This window comes from Klebsiella sp. ME-303, from assembly GCF_007910085.1.
Taxonomy (GTDB): Bacteria; Pseudomonadota; Gammaproteobacteria; order Enterobacterales; family Enterobacteriaceae; genus Klebsiella; species Klebsiella michiganensis.
This window is the reverse complement of record NZ_VOJB01000049.1, coordinates 1-20,954: the sequence shown is the minus strand read 5'-3', so window position 1 is coordinate 20,954 and position 20,954 is coordinate 1. Positions and strand designations below refer to the sequence as shown.

Here is a 20,954-nt window from a genome sequence, read left to right as displayed (position 1 = left end):
CGTGCTTGAAGGACACAGATATGACAGAGCAGATTACAGAGATCGATACCCTGGTGGTAGGCGCGGGGCAGGCGGGCGTCGCCATGAGCGAGCATCTGACGCATCACGGCATTCCGCATCTGGTGCTGGAAAAAAAGCGCATCGCTGAGGCCTGGCGCAGCGGCCGCTGGGATTCGCTGGTGGCCAACGGCCCGGCCTGGCACGACCGGTTTCCCGGCATGACCTTTCCCGGCTGCGACGCCGACAGCTTTGTCGCCAAAGAGCAGATCGCCGACTACTTCGCCGCGTATGCCAAAACCTTTAATGCACCGATCAAAACCGGCGTTGAGGTCTTTAGCGCCGAGCGTTTAAACGGCCGTCCGGGGTTTCGCGTGGAAACGTCACTGGGCGTGATTGAGGCGCAGCGTATCGTCGCCGCCACCGGGCCGTTCCAGCGCCCGGTGATACCGGCCATCGCGCCGCAGGATAGCGCTGTACAGCAGATTCATTCCGCACACTATTTCAACCCGCAGCAGCTTCCGGAAGGCGGCGTGCTGGTGGTTGGCGCGGGGTCGTCCGGCGTGCAAATCGCCGATGAGCTCCGCCGGGCGGGGCGCGCGGTATGGCTCTCCGTTGGCGCGCACGATCGCCCGCCGCGCCGCTACCGCCAGCGCGATTTTTGCTGGTGGCTGGGGGTGTTAGGGCTGTGGGATGCGGCGGCCAATCAGCCCGGCAAAGAGCACGTGACGATTGCGGTCAGCGGCGCGCGCGGCGGTCATACCGTTGATTTTCGCCAGCTGGCGCACCAGGGAATTACCCTGGTCGGACAGACGCACGGCTTTACCGAGGGCAAAGCCGTTTTCCGTGCCGATCTGGCGGACAACATTCGTCTTGGCGACGCCTCCTATCTGGCGCTGCTCGACGCCGCGGATGAGTATATCGCCCGCAACGGGCTGTCGCTGCCGGAAGAGCCGGAAGCGCGCTTTTTCCTGCCCGACCCCGATTGCCTGACCCAGCCCCTCACCGAGCTCGACCTGGCAGCCGCGGGGGTGAGCTGCATTATCTGGGCTACCGGCTATACCACCGATTACCGCTGGCTGAAGGTCAACGCCTTTAATGAACAGCAGCGCCCGCAGCACCACCGCGGCGTCGCCAGCGAACCGGGGGTCTATTTCCTCGGTCTGCCGTGGCTCTCCCGCCGTGGCTCAACCTTTATCTGGGGCGTCTGGCACGATGCGAAATATATCGCCGACCAGATTGCCATTCAGCGCCAGTATCAACGCTATCAACCTTCCTGCTAATGCCTGATTTGAGGACGCAACCTATGCCAACCCATACCCGTATTCGGATGTTTAACACCAAAGAAACCTATCCCAATCAGACGCTCAATAACGATCTGTGCCAGGCGGTGCGCGCGGGAAATACCGTGTACGTTCGTGGTCAGGTGGGTACCGATTTTGACGGCAATTTGATCGGCCTGGGCGACCCGCGCGCCCAGGCAGAACAGGCGATGAAGAACGTTAAACAGCTGCTGGAAGAGGCCGGCAGCGATCTGACGCATATCGTGAAAACGACGACCTATCTGATCGACCCGCGCTACCGCGAACCGGTGTACCAGGAGGTGGGGAAATGGCTCAAAGGCGTGTTTCCCATTTCGACCGGCGTGGTGGTATCGGCTCTCGCGCAGCCGCAGTGGCTGATGGAAATTGACGTCACGGCGGTGATCCCTGACGACTGGCATGCGCAGGAGGCACCATGACCCTCTCTATTTCCGCCCTGTGCCCGGAGTCAGGTCAACTGGGCATTGCGATTAGCTCATCCAGCATTGCCGTTGGCGCCCGCTGCCCGTGGCTGCTGGCGGGCGTTGGCGCGGTGTCCAGCCAGAACATCACGCTGCCCGCGCTCGGACCGCAGATCCTTGCCGGGCTTGAGGCGGGGCTCACGCCGCAGCAGGCCCTGACGCAGGCGCTGGGCGAAGACCGGTTTAGCGATTATCGCCAGGTGGCGGTCATCGACGCCAGCGGCGAGAGCGCCGTGTTCAGCGGCGAACATACGCTCGGCATCTGGCAGCTGGCGCAGGGCGAGAACTGCGTGGCGGCGGGGAATATGCTGGCCAACCCGCAGGTGATTACCGCCATGACGGCGGCGTTCGAAGCCGCCAGCGGCGAACTGGCCAGCCGCCTGATTGCGGCTCTGCAGGCGGGTATCGATGCGGGCGGCGAAGCCGGGCCGGAGCACTCGGCGGCTCTTAAAGTCGTGGAGGATTACGCCTGGCCAGTGGTGGATTTACGCGTCGACTGGGCGGAAGAACGCCCGGTAGCGGCGCTGGAAGCGCTGTGGCTGGCCTACGAGCCGCAGATGGAAGCGTATATCACCCGCGCGCTTGACCCGCGCGAAGCGCCGACCTATGGGGTGCCGGGCGATGAATAACCGCGTGCGTGAGATCCTCGGCGCGCTGCTGGCGTTTGATACCACCAGCCGCGAGTCGAATCTGGCGCTGATTACCTGGATCGGCGACTTTCTGCGCGCGCGCGGCGTGACGTCGCAGCTGTTTTATGACGACGAAGGGCGCAAGGCAAACCTCTATGCCCGCTTTGGGCCAACCGGCCCCGGCGGGGTGATGCTCTCCGGCCATACCGACGTGGTGCCGGTGGATGGTCAGGCGTGGACGGTGCCGCCATTTGCCCTTACCGAACGCGACGGGCGCTACTACGGTCGCGGCAGCGCGGATATGAAAGGGTTTATCGCCTGCGTGCTGGCGTCGCTGGAGGCGTTTCTTGCCGCGCCGCTGCGGATGCCGCTGCACCTGGGGTTCTCTTATGATGAGGAGGTTGGCTGCCTGGGCGTGCGCAGTCTGGTGGATTTTCTCCGCGCCTCCGCCGGCAAACCGGCGCTGTGCATTATCGGCGAGCCGACAGACATGCGCCCGGTCTACGGCCATAAAGGCAAGCTCGCGGTGCGCTGCCGCGTGGAAGGGCACGCCTGCCACTCGGCCTACGCCCCGGAAGGGGTTAACGCGATCAGCTACGCGGCCAGGCTGATTTCCCGGCTGGACGCGCTGGGTGAAAGCCTTGCGCAGCAGCAGGATAGCCGGTTTTCGCCGCCCTCGGGCACGCTGCAGGTGGGGACGATTCACGGCGGCGCGGCGCTGAATATCGTTCCGCAATCCTGCTGGTTCGACTTTGAAATTCGCTATTTACCCGGCACGCGCCCGCAGGCCGTGACCGACGCCCTGGGCGATTATGCCCGCGAGCAGCTGCTTCCGGCGATGCGCAAGGTGGCGCAGCGCAGCGATATTCATTTCCAGACGCTGAGCCACTATCCGGGGCTGCTGAGCGACCCGCAGTCAGAGTTCGCCCGCTGGCTGGCGCAGTGGTGCGGCAGCGACGATTTCACCACCGTCGCCTACGGCACCGAAGGCGGCCTGTTTGACGAGGCGGGCGTTGCGACGCTGATCTGCGGGCCGGGCAGCATGGCTCAGGGCCACAAGGCGGACGAATATATCAGCATCCCCCAGACCGAACGCTGTATGGCGATGCTGGAAAACCTTTGCGCCTGGATGCGCGCCGATCCCTCCGATTCTCTTCGCTGATTTATCAACACAGGATGGCGACTATGCAAAACCCGAACTCCCCGCTTATTGATCAACAGACCGTCGACCGCTGGCAGGCCGACGGCGTCGTGCTACTTAAAGGCGTGTTCACGCCGTGGATCGAGAGCCTGTCGCGCGGCGTCGCCGCGCTGATGGCGAACCCCAGCGAGTACGGTCACGCGCGAACGGTGATCCCCGAGGACGGCTCGGCGCCGTTTTTTCAGGACTATTGCAACTGGCAACGAATCCCGGAATTTCGCGATTTTGTTTTTCAGTCGCCGGCGGCGGAGATCGCCGCGGCGCTGATGGGGTCGCAGACGGCGAAGTTTTTCCACGAGCACACGCTGGTGAAACAGCCCGGCGGCAGTACGGTAACGCCATGGCACCACGATCAGCCCTATTACTGCGTGGAGGGGCGGCAGAATGTCAGCCTGTGGATCCCGCTCGATCCGGTAGCGGAGGCGATTTCGCTGCGCTGCATTCGCGGTTCCCATCGCTGGGACGATGAGTTCAGCCCAACGCGGTTTAACGGTTCAAAGCTCTATTCCCATTCGCGCTTTAAAGAGCTGCCGGACATTGATGCCCATCAGGAGGATTACGATATCGTCAGCTGGGCGCTGGAGCCGGGCGATGCGGTCGCTTTTCATTTCCGCACGCTGCATGGCGCAAAGGGCAATTCAACCGCCCGCGCGCGGCGGGTATTTTCCGCCCGTTGGGTAGGGGATGATGCGACATTCGCCGACCGCGGCGGCGTGACGTCGCCGCCGTTTCCGGGGCTTAAGCTTCGCGACGGAGAGCCGCTTGTCGCCGATGAGTTTCCGCAGGTCTGGCCGCGGTAGCGGCGGCAGGGCGGGCGAGGACCCGCCCATCTTGCGGCGAAAGGTTTTCACTCACTGACTGAGGGGATTGAAGCTCCTTAATTTTTTGCTTTAAGGGCTAAGGGAGGAAATTGATATGACTCGGTTACTCGTGGTTATGATCTCTTAGAAAGACGGTCAGTACGTCCTTGGGTGGGGTGACACCACTTTCTGAAAGTAGCCAACCTACAGCGCCGCGATGATATGTTCCGTGAAACAGCACATGATTGAGCATATCAACCGCCTTCATCTCACCAGGTCCGCCATCGACAAACTGGAATTTAATGGTTTCAGCAAGGTCAACGGGGGACATAGCATTGACGTATTGAATATACCAGTCTGTACATTCAGTCATTGTTCTCAGAAGTTCATCGGCAGAGGGCGTCTCTGGCGTGTTCAGTGCGGTGTAGGAGTGCTTCTGGCCGGTAATGTTAGCGCGGAAGATCATATCAACCACATGTATGTGATTCATTAATCTGAGCGTCAGATGGCGTTTTTCTGCATTCGCAGACGCATCAATTTTTTTAATCGCTTGTAGCGTTTCAATATCTATCCAGCGTTTGTATCTAAACAGCGTAGCTATTTTGTCAGTACCCATGCGTCACCTCTTTTATCTATTTTGTGATTATATCAGTAACATTCAGTATCGCTGGCAGGGCGGTACTGTTGCTTTAGCGTAGGCCGCCGTCAGGTTTATATGCCGTTTATGACGTCAGCCGATAGTGCGACTGCACCAGTCCCGAAGGGAAGCTGCGGCTTGATAACAGCGTCAAATCGATATCCCTGGTCAGGGATCCGAACAATGGTATTCCCGAACCGAGCAGGACAGGAACGGTCGTGATAACGATATCGGCGACCAGACCTTCGCGCAGGAACGACTGTATTACCTGCCCGCCATCCAGATAGACGCGATGCGCGTTTTGCGCCGCCAGGTCAGCAAGCACTTCCCCCGGCGTGCGGCTTGAGAGCTGCACTTTGCCCTTCAGCGCCTCGGGAATGGCGGTATCGGTTAGCTGTCGGGAGAGAACCAGCACGGGTCGATCGTAAGGCCATTGGTCAAAAGTCAGCGCTTTCTCATAGCTCCCCCGGCCCATAACGATCCAATCTTTGTCCGCGATGAATGCGGCATAGCCATGATCTTCTGTTGGGTCATCGCGCTGCAACAGCCAGTCGATATCGCCATCCTGTCGGGCGATATAACCATCAAGACTGACCGCGATAAAAACATGTGTGGTGACCATCAAGTGCTCCGTATACAGCTTATATTTATGCCGTTGAGTTTAGGGGGAGGTGTTTTGTCCACATAATATGATTCAAGCTTTTCCAGCCAAAATATTCAACATGCGGCGCAATGGTTCCGCTGCTCCCCACAATAGCTGATCGCCGACCGTCAGGACCGAGTAGATCGGTTCATTGTTTAGCGACATTTTCTTGTAACGACCAATACCCACCTTAAGCGAACCGCTGATACAGGCCGGTGTCAGGGTACTGACACTCTCTTCCTTGTTATTGGGCACATAGTTAACCCAGGGGTGGGAATTCATCACTAATTCGGCAAATTCCTCTTCGTTGACTTCACGCTTGAGCTTAAGGGTTATAGCAGCGCTGTGGCAGCGGATCACGCCGACGCGTATGCATAAGCCGTTTACCGGGATCGTACCGGGAGACAGGCCTAAAATTTTGTTGGTTTCCGCCTCACCTTTCCATTCTTCACGGCTATTGCCATTGCCTAAATCGCTGTCAATCCAGGGAATGATGCTGCCCATCAAAGGTGCACCGAAGTTCTGGGTCGGCATATCAGCGCTGTTAATCAATTCACTGACCTTATTAACTAACGGAAGCACTGAACCTGAGGATGCCAGCTCATCCGGAGATAAATGGCGGCTTATGTAGGCACTTTGCGCAATGAGTTCCCGTACATACTGTGCACCAGCACCCGATGCGGACTGGTAGGTCATCACACTCATCCATTCGATCAAGTCAGCCTTTATCAACCCAGCCAGCCCCATAAGACTCAGCGTAATGGAACAGTTGCCGCCGACAAAAAGTTTAATGCCTTCTTTAATTGCACGATCGATATTGTTGCGGTTGACGGGGTCGAGAATAATGCAGGCTTTCTCATCCATCCGCAGCGCTGAAGCCGCGTCAATCCAGTAGCCTTCCCAGCCATGGTTAAGCAAAGCAGGGTATATTGCTTTGGTATAATCCCCGCCCTGGCAGGTGATGATGATGTCCATTTCGGCCAGCGCACTTACGGAATTAGCATCTTTAAGTGTGTAGCTGACGCCATCAATGACAGGGCCGGCGGCTCCTGCACTGGAGGTGCTGAAAAAATGCGCTGATATATTGTCGAAGTCGTTCTCTTCGATCATTCGCTGTAGCAAAACAGAACCGACCATTCCTCGCCAACCAACAATGCCAACCTGCTTCATTTGCTTAACCCTAATTACGTTATGAGAATGTTAATTTTCTTCGAGGCACGTTATATCTCATTCCAAATTAAAGGTCATTACGAACAACATCCGATTCCATCATTATTAAAATCTTTCATCTGGCATCAGCGATTTTTATCTCTTTCACAGCTAAAAAATCATAACCTGTTGACCTGCGGCATTTGTATTTAAAGGCAAGAACAGGCGTAAGACATCCGCTTCTGGCACACAACAGCCAGACTGAACAAAGCCAGGGTTTGCAATGAGCGGGGAGCGGACGCTGGTTTACCGCGCCTTGTCATGGTAAATATCTGGCAGCAAGAGCCGTGCTTCGTTCAGTTAATATAGTGGAATCGATTTTTATTTGAGGTTATAGGGAAAAGCCGCTCTATGATCTTTCCTGTCCCTGATAGTTAATGAATAAGTAATAAATGAAGGTTAGCAAATAATGAAGTCAGTTCAGCCAACAATGATTGCCGCCGCCGAAACTCGCGGCGGTAGGGGAGTAATGGTGACTGACTTCCGATAAAACAGATTCTCACGCCCCGCCAAACCTGACGGGGAAGGAAATCTCTCCGTTCAGAACGTTCTGAGACGTCAGGAGGCGCGACTATAGTCTATCCAGCTCATGTACAGTACGTTCATTGACGATATTGCCCGTATTCAGCGTCGTTTTTGGCTCAAGTAAAACGACGCAGCACTCTTCAGTTAACGCTTCAGGACAATGCTCGGTTCCTTTCGGCACAATGATAAACTCACCCGCTTCAAGCACGATATCGCCCGTTCTTAACCCCATTCGCAAGCGGCCGCTGATAACAAGAAAAAGCTCGTCCTCATGCTCATGATGATGCCAGTCAAACTTTCCGGCTAACTTAGCCAGTTTGACATACTCGTTATTAATTTCGCCGACAATTTTGGGGCTCCAGCATTCGCTGAACAGAGCAAAACTTTCTTTTAAATTAACTTTATGCACTCATCTTCTCCGTCATATATATAATCCAGATGGATTTATTTGGCATAGTAAAAGAACCGACAATGGTAGCGCGGTGCGCTACCGGAAGATCGATATTCATTGCTAAAAAAACTCCGGCAGACCAAAGATAAATTGGCCGTAACATGGCCAGCTTTCTGGCGCTAACAACTGCTTCGCATTGCGGAAAATACAGCGCAGGGAAGCCGGTGCTGTTGTTCGAAATAACAATACAGTCAGCCCGCATGCAGAACAATGGGTTTCCCGGTTACGGGCGCAATAATTTATCAATACAAAATCAATCGGCTGAATTTACTTCATTTTATTTATAAAAGAATTTTCCGCCTGGCTTTCAGGAGAGCGTTTTTGTTTCTTTAAGTGAACACATGCTCGCTCTTCGGCATTTTATCAGGGGGCTCCTGGCCAGATAATCGCGTAGAGGAGTTAACCTGGCTCGAGGTGAGTCATCACCACCGTTGCGCTAATCGCCGTCTCTCTTGAGCTGTATGTGTGCGCAACCTGCGCGGAGAAAGCGTAAAAATCCCCGGGTTCTAATGTGATGACTTCGTACTGACTAAAGCGCAGATGCAGGGTGCCGCTGTGAACCAGAATATGTTCATGCGACCCGTCTGAATGCCCGGGACTGTGGATGGTGACCTGCGGCTCCATTTGCAGCAACCATATCTCGGAGGTATTGCCGGGGCCGATGCGGAATTTCATCATTTGTGAATATTCGCCCGGCGCGGGACGATGCTTATCAAAACAGGGATATATCCTGCTGCCGCCGCTCAGTAAATCGCCAACCGGTAAACGTAATGCAGTGGCGATAGCGTCCAACGTATCGACACGGGGGCTGGAAAATCCTGACTCCAGTTTGGATAATGCCCCCTTTGAAACCCCTGACAATTTAGACAGGTCGTTTAACGAAATCCCCCGTGACTGCCGCAGTCGTCTTATTTTATTGCCGATATTTAATGACAACGCAGCAGGTTTATCGTGTCCTGAATCAGCCATTATTGCGACCCTCCCCGAGTGTGGCTTTCTCATATGAATAAATGCCCGCCCAGTTGTGATCGCGGTAAGGACATGACGATGCTGTCGCCGGCCTGATATAGCATAGCTGCATCAACAGGCAGCAATTTATCACGCGCCCGCAATGCCTGGATACTCTATTTATCCATTCAGATGACCCCCCCTGGGGTTTACAGACTCATGAGGGGCCGCCTGAAAAAAGGGAAATATTGCACATCAAGTAAAATTTTAGCGCTCAGAATTTGATGGGCTGCTTTGAACGATGAGCCGGTCTTCAATGATTTGTATCAGACTCTCTGACGAGAGTTCCATTGGTCGCGAGTGGTTTCCCGGATAGCGGTGTTTGTCCTGGGATTTGAGTATTGGCGGCATCTTCCACGATAGTTTTACATTCCGGCCATGTAAGCGGCCGGAAGTATCGTTTAAACCCGTTCAGAATACGCTTTTAGCATGGCAAGGAGCGCCCGTCGTGCCGCATCGTCCGCGATATTTTCAGGCAGCGCATCAGCGCGGAGATTGATATAAGCGTCAACCGCCTTGCTGATGGCGATGCTGACGGAGTCACGATCGTGCGTGGCCAGCGTGGAGGTCAGCAGGCCCTCAGGATCGATATTGTGGCATTCAATGCGGCGAACCCCACGCTGCGGTAGATTGGCGCGGCGGTACAGCATCGGTCCCAGCACTTGCTCCCGGAAGAATGACAGCATACCCATCGCTTCGAAAAGTTCGCCCCTTCCCAGTTTAACCACCGCATAATGAAGCCAGATCCAGGCTCGGGACTCAAACCACTCCGGCGTCATGTCAGGCCACTGGGCACGAAATTGTGCCAGATGTCGCTCCAGGGCATGGCGATCGCGAGAAAATAACACTACCGGCTCCTCAACGCGTTGAGTGAGCATGTCCAGGGTGACAAATTTCAGATCGACATGGAGGAGTTCAGGGCCATACAGGCATATCAGCAGGCGAGGCTCTCCGACATGTTCCCCGGTGAACGCATGCAGCAGGTTGCCTGCAGTTCCGGCGAACGCCACACGCTGCGCCATGATTTCATCATAGTAAAGAGGGTCTACTACAACGACAAAATCCAAATCGGAGTATTTATCAAATCCGCCATGAATAAGCGAGCCGCCCGCGAGCAGGGAGTGAATCCGGGCGTCAGACTGAACGTTAAGCTTGAGTTGCTCTGCAAAACTTCTGTGTAAATCGGGTAACGTACTAAGCATACTTTTTCCTGTTCACAAAAAATACAAAGCATTACAGAATATCGAGTTCGGTATATTCGGGCCAGATATTTTTGCAGGAAGCGTCGTTTCCTCATTGAGTCTCGGGTCCACTATGGGTGGATAGCCTGAGCCACGTAGCCCGATCCTCCGCTACGCCCGCCGTCAGGGCTTTCAGGCAGGATGGAAACGCTGGCGGATAGTCCCGCCACCAGTTCAATCCCTTCCGGTATCTTATCTAACTGAATACGAACGGGGACTCGCTGCGCAAGTCGCACCCAGCTGAAGGTGGGATTGACATCCGGCAGCCCCAGCCCGCCGGTCTCGTCATTGCTATCATCGATCCCCCGGCCGATACTCTCCACGTGCCCGGTGATGAGCGGGTCAAACCCCATCAGAGAAATGTGTGCGGCGCTCCCGACGCGAATATGACGCAGCTTAGTCTCTTCAAAATAGCCCACCACCCAGAAACTGTGCGCATCGACCACGGCGACCTTTGTTTCTCCCGCCGCGGCGTAGTCGCCGGGGCGGAGCCGAAGATGCGTCACGTAGCCGGTAACGGGGGCGCGCACCGTTGCATGGGATAAGTTCAGCTGCGCCAGTTCCAGCGCAGCCAGCGCCCCCTGATAATTGGCCGCCGCGACGCGCGCTGCGCTGCCTGTTTGCTGGATATCCTCGCCGGAAATGACCCCTTTGATGAGCGCGCGTCGCCGGGCGGCATCCTGGCGCATCAGCATTTCATGACGTTTTGCTTCGACGTCGGCCTGCGCGCTGAGCACCGCCAGCTTCAGCCAGCGCGGGTCGATGGCATAAAGCACATCGCCGCGGTTAACCCACTGATTATCCCGCACCGCCACGCTGCTCACCGGCCCGGAAACATCCGGCGCAATCTGCACCACATCTGCCCGAACCCGGCCATCGCGCGTCCAGGGCGTCTGCGCATACTGTTTCCAGAAAATAAACGCCACGCAGGCCGCTACCGCTACTGCGATTAACGTCAGCGCGTAACGGCCCAGCAAAGAGAAAAAAGATTTCATGCGAATAACCCCAGTGTGGTCAGGCCCTGCAAAAGCAGGAAAAAGGTCACGATATAGGTTGAAACATCAAGCAGCGGGCGTAAGGGCAAGCGGCGGTAAAGCCTGCTGCAGGAGAAAAGCGGTACGAGTAACAGCGTACAGACCAGGGCAATGAGCGCGGTCAGCAGCAGTCCGGGGATAAAAACGCCCCCGATATTGATGTCATTTATCATGGGTGGGTTCCTCGTTCTGCGTCCGTAACGCGCAGTGCAGATCGACCAGTCGGTCGACAAACTGGCATGATTTTTCCTCCCTCGCGGGCAAGCAGCGGTTCGCCATGGCGGCAATGCGCTCGCGTAAGGCTTCGGTCTCCGTTGTGTGGGTAAGACGAGAAAGCACCTCGTGGATATCGCTGCCGGCGGGCGTTTCGCAACGGCGCAGGCGCATAACGCAGAGGCCTATGCGCAGAAAGTGCACCAGGCGATCGAGCGCCCGGGCGGAGGACTGCCCGCTGCGCGGCAAGCGTGGCAGCAGCAGGGCGGCCCGGTCGATCATCAGATTGGTCCAGTGCGTTTCATCGCCTTTAAATACGCCGCTCACGCTGCGGCGAATATCGCGTTGGCACAGTTTCAGCAGACGCTTTATCGCCGCGTCCGCCTGTACGGTTTGCAGCAGACTCATGCCGATAACCGCAAAGCCGGTCGCGAAAAACAGGGCGATCGCGGTGTTGGCCGCGTCGGCGAAGTCGCCGCTGTAGCGCGCGCCCAGCTCGCACAGTACCGGCAGCGTCAGGGTGATCCCCATGGCCATAAAGGTCGTGGGGGGCCGCGCCTGCAGCGAGCCGGCAAGCAGATAGACCGGGGCAAGCACCGCCACCAGCACGGGGAAATCGCTGAGCGGAGGAAGCAGGGCGAAGCTATAGATAAGGCTTATCACTACGCCCCAGACAGAGCCGATAATATATTTCACAATATGCGGGGCCGGCGTGTCGAAACTGCCAAACAGCGTGCAGCAAACCCCGAGAATCGACACCGCCGTGCCGCCATCGGGCCAGGCAGAGTAAATCCATAGCAGACAGCCGCTCAGAATGATGACAAAAGCGCCCAGCGCCGTGCGGGCGGCGCTCAGGGGATCGCGATGGAAAACGTATCCTGTCGCCGCACGATCTTCCACCTGCGCTGGCGCAGGTCTGGCGTGATGAATGGCCTCCGAAAGCCGCTCACACTGCTGCAGGAGGGTAATCAACTCAGCGATGTAGCGTAAGAAATTTACCCGCAGCGCATCTTCAAAGGTCAGCGCCTGCGCCGCGAGCCGCTGCGCTAACTGCGCGCTGCGCTGTTGCAGCGCTTCTGCGGCGTTTTTGCGTTGGCCGGTATCGTCGCAGGTCAGCCAGGCCTGCACGTCATTCAGTAGAGTCTGCATCGCGGCGGGCATCCCGGCGATGGTCTGCAAACGATCGCGTACTTCGCCGTTGACAATCACCAACCGCGCCAGCCTGTCATGGAGCGCTTTCCTGGCCTGGCGGGCCGGAACCGAAAGGGCAAAATCATACGGGATATGGTGGCTGATGCCCTGCAGAAACTGTAGCGCCAGCGCCAGATGCAGCGGCTCTGACTGCGCGTCGGCCTTGCCTGCCAGGGTGTCGGCAATCCGCTGGCGCGCGGCGTGCAGCGTCTGGGCTAATTTGCTGTTGAACAGCCCTGATATCCGGGCAGGTAAAATGTAGCGGTGAATCAGCGCGGCGCAGACGATACCGATAGCGATTTCCTGTACCCGGATGAGGGCGATGTTAAACACCGTGCCGGGATCGGCGACGGCGGGAAAACCAATCAGGCTTGCGGTATAACCGGCCAGCACAAAGGCATAGGCGCGGGGCGTGCGTTCAAGCAGGGATAAATAGAGGCAGAAGGTGATCCAGCCTGCCAGAATCACGCTACAGAGAATTGGCGTATTCACAAACGTCGGCACAATCAATACCGTGGCCCCCGCGCCGGCCACGGTACCGGCCAGGCGATAAAGGCTTCTGCTCAGGGACGCGCCCACCGAGGTTTGCGACACGATGTAGACGGTGATGATGGCCCATGAGGGCCGTTCAAGGCCAATCGCCAGGGCAACGTAATAGGCGAGCATCGCGGCGGCAAAACTCCTGACGGAATAGAGCAGGGCATGGGCGTCGCTCAGCAGCGAGGGAGAGGCTATGCGGCCTGACCAACGGCTTATCGCGTGTAAAAAACGGCTGTGATGGGAAGTTAATGTGCTCATGCCGGGAATTATTCCCGCTTTGCGCGTCTCCTTAAATACTCTATTCTGTCAAAAAATACCTAAATGTTGCCAATGAGATGCCATCCAGACTTGCCCATACCCTGTTTGATCCCGATAGCACGCCGAGCCCTGCCGTCGCGCGGCATATTGATTTCGTTGATTACGCGGCAGAAGTGCCGGTTCATACCCACCGCAAGGGACAACTGATCGTTGCCCTCTATGGGGCGGTGATTTGTCGTGCGGAAAACGATATCTGGATAGTGCCGCCAGACTGCGCGGTGTGGATCCCCGGCGGGATCCCGCACAGCGCCAAAGCGACCTGGAATGCGCATCTCAACTATTTGTTTATTGAACCCGGCGCCGCCGCGCTGCCGGATAAATGCTGCACGCTGGCGATTTCGCCGCTGATTAAAGCGTTAGTTGACCGCTTAACGAATGCGGACGTCGATTACGCCGCGGAGAGCCATGTCGGCAGGCTGACCAGAGTGACGCTCGATGAGCTGGCCACCATGCCGCAGCAGAAACTGAGCCTGCCGGTTTCGGCGCATCCTAAGATCCGCGCCATGGCGGATGCGCTGGTCAGCCACCCGGAGGATCGCAGCACCTTTAAAGTTTGGGCGAAACGGCTGGCGCTCAGCGAGCGCTCATTAGCGCGCCTGATGCTGCGCGAAACCGGCCTGACCTTCGGGCGATGGCGTCAGCAGCTGCATTTGATTATTGCCCTGCGGGAGCTGGCAAGCGGGGTATCGGTGCAAAACGTGGCGGCTAATCTGGGGTATGAGTCGGTCAACGCGTTTATCACCATGTTCAGAAAAACGATGGGGAGCACGCCCGCGCACTACTTTGCCGGTCGAAGAACGGCAGATCCCTGAGCGGCGCGCAGGCTGGATGCGGAGTGAGGCGCTTAATATCCGCCGCGGCCACAGCGTCGCGGCGAGCGCAAAATTTAGTCAGAGAAGGGCGGGGTCGGCTGGCTTAATCCAGTCGTATCCGGGTTGCCGATGCTGCGGCGCCATGCGCCGGGGGCCTGGCCGAACTGACGCTTGAAGCTGCGGTTGAAGGACTGCTGGGAGTCAAAGCCCAGGGCGATCGCCACGTTCAAAATCGGTTCGTCGCTGTGGGCTAAGCGCTCGACCGATTTTTGTAGCTTTTGCGCGCGAATATACTCGGCGAGAGGATAACCGGTATGCTCCTTAAATAGCCGCTGCAGATGCCATTTCGAATAGCCGGCTCGCCTGGCGACGGTGCCAATGTCCAGACGGCTATCAAGATTGTTGTCGATCCAGTCGAGTAAATCGTGAATGAATGCGCCAGTGTTCATCTGATGTACCTCTACGCAGCGTCTAAAAAAGCATCTTTATCTGTTGCATTTAAAGGTGGCCCGTTTTTGCACTAATTGCAAGTTTTATTGTTGCATTTAAATCCATGTCGGAAACGCGCCATTTTTAGGCGCCAGGAATAGCACATAAAGTGCAACAATTATTCTTGCACTAAATTTAGCGCCTTCCTACAATCGCCGCGATAGTGTATTCGCAACTGTTACAGTTTTGTGGCGATGAACGACACAAATGGCCTTAAGCCAGCCCGGACAAAGGAAGTGGCGCGGTGTCTTCCGCTGCGTCTTGCCCGGCGGCTACCAATACCGGAATAAAAATAATGAGCCTGCAAAAATACTGGGGTAACTTTCATCTGACTGTGCCGGGCGTGATGCTGCTCTCGGCGCTCCTCGTTGGATGCGATGAGGGCGTCGCGCAAAACGCCGCGCCGCAGGCGCCCGCCGTCAGCGCCGCTGATGTGGTCGTCAAATCCATTAGTCAGTGGGACAGCTTTAACGGTCGGATTGAAGCGGTGGAAAGCGTCCAGCTGCGACCCCGCGTCTCCGGCTACATTGACAAAGTGAATTACACCGACGGCCAGGAGGTGAAAAAGGGGGAGGTGCTGTTCACTATCGATGACAGAACCTATCGCGCCGCGCTGGAACAGGCGCAGGCGACGCTGGCGCGAGCCAAAACGCAGGCCAGCCTGGCGCGAAGCGAGGCTAACCGTACCGATAAATTAGTCAATACCAACCTGGTCTCCCGCGAAGAGTGGGAGCAGCGCCGCGCCGCGGCCACTCAGGCGCAGGCCGACATTCGCGCCGCGCAGGCGGCAGTCGACGCCGCGCAGCTTAACCTGGACTTCACCAAAGTGACCGCGCCTATCGATGGCCGCGCCAGCCGGGCATTGATCACCAGCGGTAACCTCGTCACCGCCGGCGACAGCGCCAGCGTGCTCACCACGCTGGTGTCGCAGAAGACGGTTTACGTCTACTTTGACGTGGACGAGTCGACCTACCTCCATTATCAAAATCTCGCCCGCAGCGGGCAGGGCGCGTCCAGCAATCACCTGGCGCTGCCGGTGGAGATTGGCCTGGTTGGCGAAGAGGGCTACCCCCATCAGGGCAAAGTGGATTTTCTGGATAATCAGTTAACGCCGAGCACCGGCACCATCCGGATGCGCGCGCTGCTGGATAACGCGCAGCGTCAGTTCACGCCGGGTCTCTTTGCCCGCGTCCGCCTGCCTGGCAGCGCGGAATTCAACGCCACGCTTATCGATGATAAAGCGGTGTTGACCGATCAGGATCGCAAATATGTTTATGTCGTTGATAAAGAGGGTAAAGCGCAGCGCCGTGATATTACGCCGGGCCGTCTGGCCGACGGTTTGCGCATCGTGCAGCAGGGGCTGAAGCCGGGCGACAGAGTCATTGTCGATGGTCTACAGAAAGTGTTTATGCCGGGCATGCCGGTTAACGCGAAAACCGTGGCCATGACCGCCAGCACCGCCCTCCACTGATCCCTTGACCTGAGAATCCAACCCATGGACTTTTCCCGTTTTTTCATCGACAGGCCGATTTTTGCCGCCGTTCTGTCGATTCTGATTTTTATCACCGGATTAATCGCCATCCCGCTGCTGCCGGTGAGCGAATATCCTGACGTCGTACCGCCCAGCGTGCAGGTGCGCGCGGAGTATCCGGGCGCCAACCCGAAAGTGATTGCCGAGACCGTGGCGACGCCGCTGGAAGAGGCGATCAACGGCGTTGAAAATATGATGTACATGAAATCCGTCGCCGGTTCTGACGGCGTACTGGTGACCACCGTAACCTTCCGTCCGGGTACCGATCCCGATCAGGCGCAGGTTCAGGTGCAAAACCGGGTATCGCAGGCCGAAGCGCGTCTGCCGGAAGATGTGCGGCGTTTAGGGATCACCACCCAGAAGCAGTCGCCGACGCTGACGCTGGTGGTGCATCTGTTTTCGCCCGGCGGTAAATACGATTCCCTGTATATGCGTAACTACGCCACGCTGAAGGTGAAGGATGAACTGGCGCGCCTGCCCGGCGTCGGCCAAATTCAGATCTTCGGCTCGGGCGAATACGCGATGCGCGTCTGGCTCGATCCCAACAAGGTGGCGGCGCGCGGGCTGACCGCGTCGGATGTGGTCACGGCGATGCAGGAGCAGAACGTCCAGGTTTCCGCCGGGCAGCTTGGCGCCGAGCCGCTGCCGAAAGAGAGCGACTTCCTGATCTCCATTAACGCCCAGGGGCGCCTGCATACCGAAGAAGAGTTTGGCAATATTGTCCTGAAAACAACGCAGGACGGTACGGTCGTCCGCCTGCGCGACGTGGCGCGTATCGAAATGGGCTCCGGCAGCTATGCGCTGCGTTCCCAGCTGAACAATAAAGACGCGGTCGGAATTGGTATCTTCCAGTCGCCGGGGGCGAACGCCATCGATTTGTCTAACGCGGTGCGCGCCAAAATGGACGAGCTGTCGAAGCGTTTCCCGCAGGATATGAAATGGGCGGCGCCTTACGATCCGACGGTATTTGTTCGCGATTCCATTCGCGCGGTAGTGCAAACGCTGCTGGAAGCGGTGGTGCTGGTTGTGCTGGTGGTGATCCTGTTCCTGCAAACCTGGCGCGCGTCGATTATTCCGCTGATCGCGGTGCCGGTTTCGGTTGTGGGTACCTTCAGCATTCTCTACCTGCTGGGCTTCTCGCTGAATACCCTGAGCTTGTTCGGGCTGGTGCTGGCCATCGGCATCGTGGTGGATGATGCCATCGTAGTGGTGGAAAACGTCGAGCGAAATATTGAGGAAGGGCTGGCTCCGCTCGCCGCGGCGCATCAGGCGATGCGTGAAGTGTCCGGCCCGATTATCGCCATTGCGCTGGTGCTGTGCGCGGTGTTTGTGCCGATGGCGTTTCTCTCGGGCGTGACCGGCCAGTTCTACAAGCAGTTTGCGGTGACGATCGCCATCTCCACGGTGATCTCCGCCATCAACTCGCTGACGCTCTCTCCGGCGCTGGCCGCGCTGCTGCTAAAACCGCACGGCGCGCCGAAAGACTTCCCGACCCGGCTTATCGACCGTCTTTTCGGCTGGATTTTTCGTCCGTTTAACCGCTTTTTCCACCGCAGCTCGAACGGCTATCAGGGGCTGGTGGGAAAAACGCTCGGACGACGCGGGGCGGTGTTTGTGGTCTATGTGCTGCTGCTCTGCGCGGCGGGCGTCATGTTTAAAGCGGTACCCGGCGGATTTATACCGACGCAGGATAAACTGTATTTAATCGGCGGCGTGAAAATGCCGGAAGGTTCTTCGCTGGCGCGCACCGATGCGGTGATCCGTAAAATGAGCGAAATCGGGATGAATACCGAAGGTGTGGATTACGCGGTCGCGTTTCCGGGGCTTAACGCGCTGCAGTTCACCAATACGCCGAATACCGGAACGGTCTTCTTTGGCCTGAAGCCGTTCGACCAGCGTAAACATTCGGCGGCGGAAATTAACGCTGAGATCAACGCGAAAATCGCGCAAATCCAGCAGGGCTTTGGCTTCTCTATTTTGCCTCCGCCGATTTTAGGGCTCGGCCAGGGTTCCGGCTATTCGCTCTATATTCAGGACCGGGCAGGTCTTGGCTATGGTGCGCTGCAAAGCGCGGTAAACGCGATGTCCGGTACCATTATGCAGACGCCGGGGATGCACTTCCCGATCTCCACCTACCAGGCTAACGTGCCGCAGCTGGATGTCCAGGTCGATCGTGATAAGGCGAAAGCGCAGGGCGTGTCGCTCACCGATCTGTTTGGTACGCTGCAAACCTATCTGGGATCGTCTTACGTCAATGATTTTAACCAGTTCGGCCGGACCTGGCGCGTGATGGCGCAGGCCGACGGCCCGTTCCGCGAAAGCGTGGAGGATATTGCCAATTTGCGCACGCGGAATAATCAGGGCGAAATGGTGCCAATCGGCAGTATGGTGAATATCAGCACCACCTACGGGCCGGACCCGGTGATTCGCTACAATGGCTATCCGGCGGCGGATTTGATTGGCGATGCCGATCCGCGCGTACTCTCTTCCTCGCAGGCGATGACGCAGCTGGAGAAAATGTCCGGCCAGATATTGCCGAACGGGATGAATATCGAATGGACGGATCTGAGCTTCCAGCAGGCCACGCAGGGCAATACGGCGCTGATCGTCTTCCCGGTGGCGGTGCTGCTGGCGTTCCTGGTGCTGGCGGCGCTGTATGAAAGCTGGACGCTGCCGCTGGCGGTGATTCTTATCGTGCCGATGACGATGCTCTCCGCGCTGTTTGGCGTCTGGCTGACCGGCGGCGATAACAACGTGTTCGTACAGGTGGGGCTGGTGGTGCTGATGGGGCTGGCCTGTAAAAACGCGATTCTGATCGTGGAGTTTGCCCGCGAGCTGGAAATTCAGGGGAAAGGGATCATGGAAGCGGCGCTGGAGGCGTGTCGCTTGCGTTTACGTCCAATTGTGATGACCTCTATCGCCTTTATTGCCGGGACCATCCCGCTGATCCTCGGCCACGGCGCGGGCGCGGAAGTGCGCGGCGTTACCGGGATCACGGTGTTCTCCGGGATGCTGGGGGTGACGCTGTTTGGTCTGTTCCTGACCCCGGTGTTTTACGTGACGCTGCGTAAATTCGTGACGCGCGGTAAACCTGCTGAGGACGTTTCGCCGGCGTAGGGTGCGGCAGATAACAAAAAACCGCCTTCACTGTGAAGGCGGTTTTTTTTGCGCTCAAGGAAAATTAATGGGCTTCTTTATATTTGGCGATAAGTTCAGGCACCGGATCGCACCCGCTGGTATCGGCTTTTTTCACCTCTTCCAGCGCGCTTGCCACGGTGTGGCGTGCCAGTACCTGTAGCGAAGCCTGCTCCGCTTCATCGGCGATAGATTTGAAGTACCAGCACGCGTTCGCGCTGACCACGCAGCGGGCGGGGACGTCAGGGCGCGACGCCCACAGTTTTTTATCTTCGATAACGGAGACGTAGATATCGCGCAGGGTGATCTCTTCCGCCGGGCGGCCGAGATGAATAGAGCCGTTGCGGCCAAGCGTTGAGACAATTATGCCGTCACGCGTGAGAGGAACCATGAGTTTGCGGATAAAGCTCGGGTTCGCTTCCAGGCCGTAGGCCAGAATCGCGCTCGTCGAACGTTCACCCAACTGCTCCGCCATTGCTACGCTGAGAACCATCTGCAAAGCTGTCGGGAAGCGGTAATCTAACATTTTCTTATCCTGGGTAGCGGTGAATCTTGTTCTTTTTGGCACCGCAGAGGTGAGTAAGCAATAAACAACAATATACCAAATACGGTAATTTTTTTGAAGCAATCTGCGCTTTTCCCACCAGGTAAAAAAGCGTAAGTGAGAGCGGGGCCAGCCGACGCTTCACGCCATGGCGTGAGGCACTGATGAAAAAGGTATCAGCATTTAATACCCGCTCGGGCACACAGGACCCCCGGGGTCTTAATGGGCGTTTACCGTTGAAGTTGAATGAGGTGGGTAGCCATCCCCCATCTGAGTGCGGCGCATTTGCCGTCCGTAAAATCGAAAACAGAGTAACTCGCATTGGGGTGAGCATAGCGAGAGAAGTTATCGAGAGCCCCCTCTTTAAGTATCGCCAGCACGCCCTGACTGACATGCCCGTGAGAAACAACACAGACGATCTGATGTGCACTGGTATTTTGCAGGTGTTGTAAGAAATTTATCACGCGTCGAGTCGCCTGGGCTAACGACTCTCCCTCCGGGGGACAATAGGCTGCATCAAGGAAGAGCAACGCATCGGCATCACGCGGATTGTTTCGCCTGAAGTGCTCGAAAGATATCCCTTCAAAGCAACCAAACGACTGTTCCTTAAGAGATTCTTCAACTTTTAACGGGCAGCCAAGACCTTCAGACAGCTTCAGCCCCATGTGCAAGGCGCGCCCAAGCGGGGAGCTGTAAACACATTCTATTGGATATGCCTCTTTCGTCAGCGCTGTCAGTAACGCCGCTGTTTCTTGCATACCGCGGTGGGTTACGAAGCTGTCGCGATGCCCCTGAATAATCCCTCTATGATTCCACTCGGTTTCTGCGTGCCTCACCCATATCACTTTCATCGTATTTGAGATCCGTTATCCAATGTGAATACCCGTTTGTTTATCTGATTCAGGGCGAAAGTGTAGCATGGTGAACGTTTGAAGCCGGTTTCTGGATATTATCCAGCGATAATGTCCGCTTCACGCCCTGAGACATTCGACAAGCTTTCTACGGCATTAGTAAGGGCGATTT

20 protein-coding genes are annotated in these 20,954 nt (G+C 56.9%); 8 read left to right on the top strand and 12 right to left on the bottom strand.

Features of this window, described 5'->3' with window-relative positions:
- The first annotated feature begins 20 nt into the window (after positions 1 to 20).
- From FQK12_RS01920 to FQK12_RS01900, 5 genes are read left to right on the top strand one after another with little or no spacing between them, the layout of a single operon-like run.
- A complete protein-coding gene (locus FQK12_RS01920; RefSeq protein WP_014229144.1) occupies positions 21 to 1,280 on the top strand; it encodes a flavin-containing monooxygenase in 1,260 nt (419 codons plus the stop codon).
- A gap of 23 nt (positions 1,281 to 1,303) precedes the next feature.
- On the top strand, positions 1,304 to 1,738 hold the full coding sequence (locus tag FQK12_RS01915) for a RidA family protein (RefSeq protein WP_004139129.1): 435 nt from the start codon (positions 1,304 to 1,306) through the stop codon (positions 1,736 to 1,738).
- Positions 1,735 to 2,409 (top strand): DUF1028 domain-containing protein, encoded by a 675-nt coding sequence (locus tag FQK12_RS01910; protein ID WP_014229145.1) that lies wholly within the window; start codon positions 1,735 to 1,737, stop codon positions 2,407 to 2,409. Before FQK12_RS01915 ends, FQK12_RS01910 begins: the two co-directional genes overlap by 4 nt.
- On the top strand, positions 2,402 to 3,571 hold the full coding sequence (gene argE, locus FQK12_RS01905; protein WP_014229146.1) for an acetylornithine deacetylase: 1,170 nt from the start codon (positions 2,402 to 2,404) through the stop codon (positions 3,569 to 3,571). Before FQK12_RS01910 ends, argE begins: the two co-directional genes overlap by 8 nt.
- A gap of 23 nt (positions 3,572 to 3,594) precedes the next feature.
- Positions 3,595 to 4,410: a phytanoyl-CoA dioxygenase family protein gene (locus tag FQK12_RS01900; protein ID WP_004850413.1), complete on the top strand. Its 816-nt coding sequence runs from the start codon at positions 3,595 to 3,597 to the stop codon at positions 4,408 to 4,410.
- Positions 4,411 to 4,534: 124 nt separating this feature from the next.
- Here the strand turns inward: FQK12_RS01900 and FQK12_RS01895 are convergent, their stop codons facing one another.
- The 9 genes from FQK12_RS01895 to FQK12_RS01855 all read right to left on the bottom strand — a co-directional run bounded on the left by FQK12_RS01895 (position 4,535) and on the right by FQK12_RS01855 (position 13,360).
- Positions 4,535 to 5,026 (bottom strand): DinB family protein, encoded by a 492-nt coding sequence (locus FQK12_RS01895; RefSeq protein ID WP_014229147.1) that lies wholly within the window; start codon positions 5,024 to 5,026, stop codon positions 4,535 to 4,537.
- 106 nt (positions 5,027 to 5,132) lie between these two features.
- A complete protein-coding gene (locus FQK12_RS01890) occupies positions 5,133 to 5,669 on the bottom strand; it encodes a dihydrofolate reductase family protein (RefSeq protein WP_014229148.1) in 537 nt (178 codons plus the stop codon).
- 72 nt (positions 5,670 to 5,741) lie between these two features.
- Entirely contained in the window at positions 5,742 to 6,860 is a 1,119-nt protein-coding gene (gene asd / locus FQK12_RS01885; RefSeq protein WP_014229149.1) for an aspartate-semialdehyde dehydrogenase, read from the bottom strand.
- A gap of 610 nt (positions 6,861 to 7,470) precedes the next feature.
- Positions 7,471 to 7,833, bottom strand: a complete 363-nt coding sequence (locus FQK12_RS01880) for a cupin domain-containing protein (protein WP_014229150.1) — start codon at positions 7,831 to 7,833, stop codon at positions 7,471 to 7,473.
- A gap of 441 nt (positions 7,834 to 8,274) precedes the next feature.
- A complete protein-coding gene (locus tag FQK12_RS01875; RefSeq protein WP_032693424.1) occupies positions 8,275 to 8,844 on the bottom strand; it encodes a helix-turn-helix domain-containing protein in 570 nt (189 codons plus the stop codon).
- Positions 8,845 to 9,284: 440 nt separating this feature from the next.
- Positions 9,285 to 10,085, bottom strand: a complete 801-nt coding sequence (locus FQK12_RS01870; RefSeq protein ID WP_014229153.1) for a hypothetical protein — start codon at positions 10,083 to 10,085, stop codon at positions 9,285 to 9,287.
- A 110-nt stretch (positions 10,086 to 10,195) separates the two neighbouring features.
- Complete coding sequence (locus FQK12_RS01865) at positions 10,196 to 11,119, bottom strand: HlyD family secretion protein (RefSeq protein ID WP_014229154.1); 924 nt, start codon at positions 11,117 to 11,119, stop codon at positions 10,196 to 10,198.
- Entirely contained in the window at positions 11,116 to 11,331 is a 216-nt protein-coding gene (locus tag FQK12_RS01860) for a DUF1656 domain-containing protein (RefSeq protein ID WP_014229155.1), read from the bottom strand. The genes FQK12_RS01865 and FQK12_RS01860 overlap by 4 nt, the downstream gene beginning before the upstream one ends.
- Positions 11,321 to 13,360 (bottom strand): FUSC family protein, encoded by a 2,040-nt coding sequence (locus FQK12_RS01855; protein WP_041165281.1) that lies wholly within the window; start codon positions 13,358 to 13,360, stop codon positions 11,321 to 11,323. Before FQK12_RS01855 ends, FQK12_RS01860 begins: the two co-directional genes overlap by 11 nt.
- A 77-nt stretch (positions 13,361 to 13,437) precedes the next feature.
- Between FQK12_RS01855 and FQK12_RS01850 the strand changes: the two genes are divergently transcribed.
- Positions 13,438 to 14,232, top strand: a complete 795-nt coding sequence (locus FQK12_RS01850) for an AraC family transcriptional regulator (RefSeq protein ID WP_014229157.1) — start codon at positions 13,438 to 13,440, stop codon at positions 14,230 to 14,232.
- 74 nt (positions 14,233 to 14,306) lie between these two features.
- Here the strand turns inward: FQK12_RS01850 and FQK12_RS01845 are convergent, their stop codons facing one another.
- Positions 14,307 to 14,681, bottom strand: a complete 375-nt coding sequence (locus FQK12_RS01845) for a helix-turn-helix domain-containing protein (RefSeq protein ID WP_014229158.1) — start codon at positions 14,679 to 14,681, stop codon at positions 14,307 to 14,309.
- Between the two features lie 335 nt (positions 14,682 to 15,016).
- Here FQK12_RS01845 and FQK12_RS01840 point away from each other — a divergent pair, with 335 nt between their 5' ends.
- Together FQK12_RS01840 and oqxB are read left to right on the top strand one after the other, a co-directional pair.
- A complete protein-coding gene (locus tag FQK12_RS01840) occupies positions 15,017 to 16,192 on the top strand; it encodes an efflux RND transporter periplasmic adaptor subunit (protein WP_014229159.1) in 1,176 nt (391 codons plus the stop codon).
- A gap of 24 nt (positions 16,193 to 16,216) precedes the next feature.
- Positions 16,217 to 19,369 carry a multidrug efflux RND transporter permease subunit OqxB gene (gene oqxB / locus FQK12_RS01835; RefSeq protein WP_014229160.1) on the top strand — a complete coding sequence of 1,051 codons (3,153 nt, stop codon included), beginning with the start codon at positions 16,217 to 16,219 and terminating at the stop codon, positions 19,367 to 19,369.
- 64 nt (positions 19,370 to 19,433) lie between these two features.
- Here oqxB and FQK12_RS01830 read toward each other — a convergent pair whose 3' ends face one another.
- Both FQK12_RS01830 and FQK12_RS01825 read right to left on the bottom strand, forming a co-directional pair.
- Positions 19,434 to 19,913, bottom strand: a complete 480-nt coding sequence (locus tag FQK12_RS01830; protein ID WP_004121015.1) for an RrF2 family transcriptional regulator — start codon at positions 19,911 to 19,913, stop codon at positions 19,434 to 19,436.
- Positions 19,914 to 20,161: 248 nt separating this feature from the next.
- The gene (locus tag FQK12_RS01825; protein ID WP_014229161.1) at positions 20,162 to 20,782 is read right to left on the bottom strand and encodes a histidine phosphatase family protein; all 621 of its coding nucleotides are present in this window, start codon (positions 20,780 to 20,782) and stop codon (positions 20,162 to 20,164) included.
- Positions 20,783 to 20,954: the final 172 nt, after the last annotated feature.